Source organism: Planomonospora algeriensis, from assembly GCF_977012225.1.
This window is the reverse complement of sequence record NZ_CDRNDK010000943.1, coordinates 1-955: the sequence shown is the minus strand read 5'-3', so window position 1 is coordinate 955 and position 955 is coordinate 1. Positions and strand designations below refer to the sequence as shown.

Annotated in this window: 2 protein-coding genes and 1 pseudogene; all 3 read right to left on the bottom strand. The window is 77.7% G+C overall.

The annotated features are described in order from the left end of the window. A partial coding sequence (locus ACWJ6R_RS37070; RefSeq protein ID WP_449066659.1) for a hypothetical protein occupies positions 1 to 334 on the bottom strand: 334 nt, incomplete at its 3' end. Positions 335 to 346: 12 nt separating this feature from the next. After that, positions 347 to 565: a hypothetical protein gene (locus ACWJ6R_RS37065; RefSeq protein WP_449066658.1), complete on the bottom strand. Its 219-nt coding sequence runs from the start codon at positions 563 to 565 to the stop codon at positions 347 to 349. Positions 566 to 674: 109 nt separating this feature from the next. Beyond that, positions 675 to 955, bottom strand: a pseudogene (locus ACWJ6R_RS37060) (hypothetical protein); the annotation flags it as partial.

Sequence of the window (955 nt, the reverse complement as noted above, 5' to 3'; positions counted from 1 at the left end):
AGCCCGACCGCCCCCCGGGACCCCCCTGCCGCCCCGCGCCGGCGACCGTGCCCGCGCTGCCTGCCGTACATCCGCTGGAGTTCGCCGGTGCGATGCACGGCGAGTTCCTGGTGGGCACGGAGGACCCGTGCGTGTTCACGACGGTCTTCGCCCAGACGGGGCAGGTGACCGCCGTGGCCGATGATTCGCTCGCGGTGCGCAGCGCGGACGGCTTCGAGCAGGTGTACGCGCTCACCGACGACACCCGCGTCGTCGCGGGCAGGCGCGGCGACCGCCCGGTCCGCCAGGGCGACTGGGTGGTCCTGACCGCGACGCGTGAAGGGGAGTCGGCCACGGCCGCCTACGTCTACGACCTGTCGCGGCCGGCCAAGAAGAACCGGCGCGGCTGGTGGTACCAGCGGCAGTGGCCGCCCGGCGCGGTCAAGTGGCGGACTCCCGCGCCCTGCCCCACGCCGCCGCAGCCCCCGGTGCCGGCTCCGAGCGCGACGCCCACGGCGATGCCGACCGCGACTCCGACGGTCCCTCCGGAGGCGACGCCCACGGCGACCTCCCCGGCGACCGTCACGCCGTCGGCCCCGGTGGCACCCCGACGGCGGCTCCTGCTCCGTGAGCCCGCACGCCCTGGGCGCCTGAAACGCGCCCCGGCCCTCCGCCGGGGGTCCGTTCCGGCGCGGTCAGTCGTCGTGCTCGGCGGCGGAGCGGACCTCGGCGGCGGGCGTCCCGGACGGGCACGTCACGGTCACCGTGGTGGTGCGGTCGTCGGACTCGAAGACCACCGACACCGCCGGGGCCGGGCCGCGCTCGACCTCCTCGACGCCGTGGCCGGGAGCGGGCGTCCACGACAGCAGCAGGGCCCGGCCCGCATCGCATGCGGCGGTCACCGATCCCTCGGCGTAGGAGAAGCCGCCGGCGGCCGCGGACGGCCCGGTCGCGGCAGCGGGCGGGAGGGGCGGGG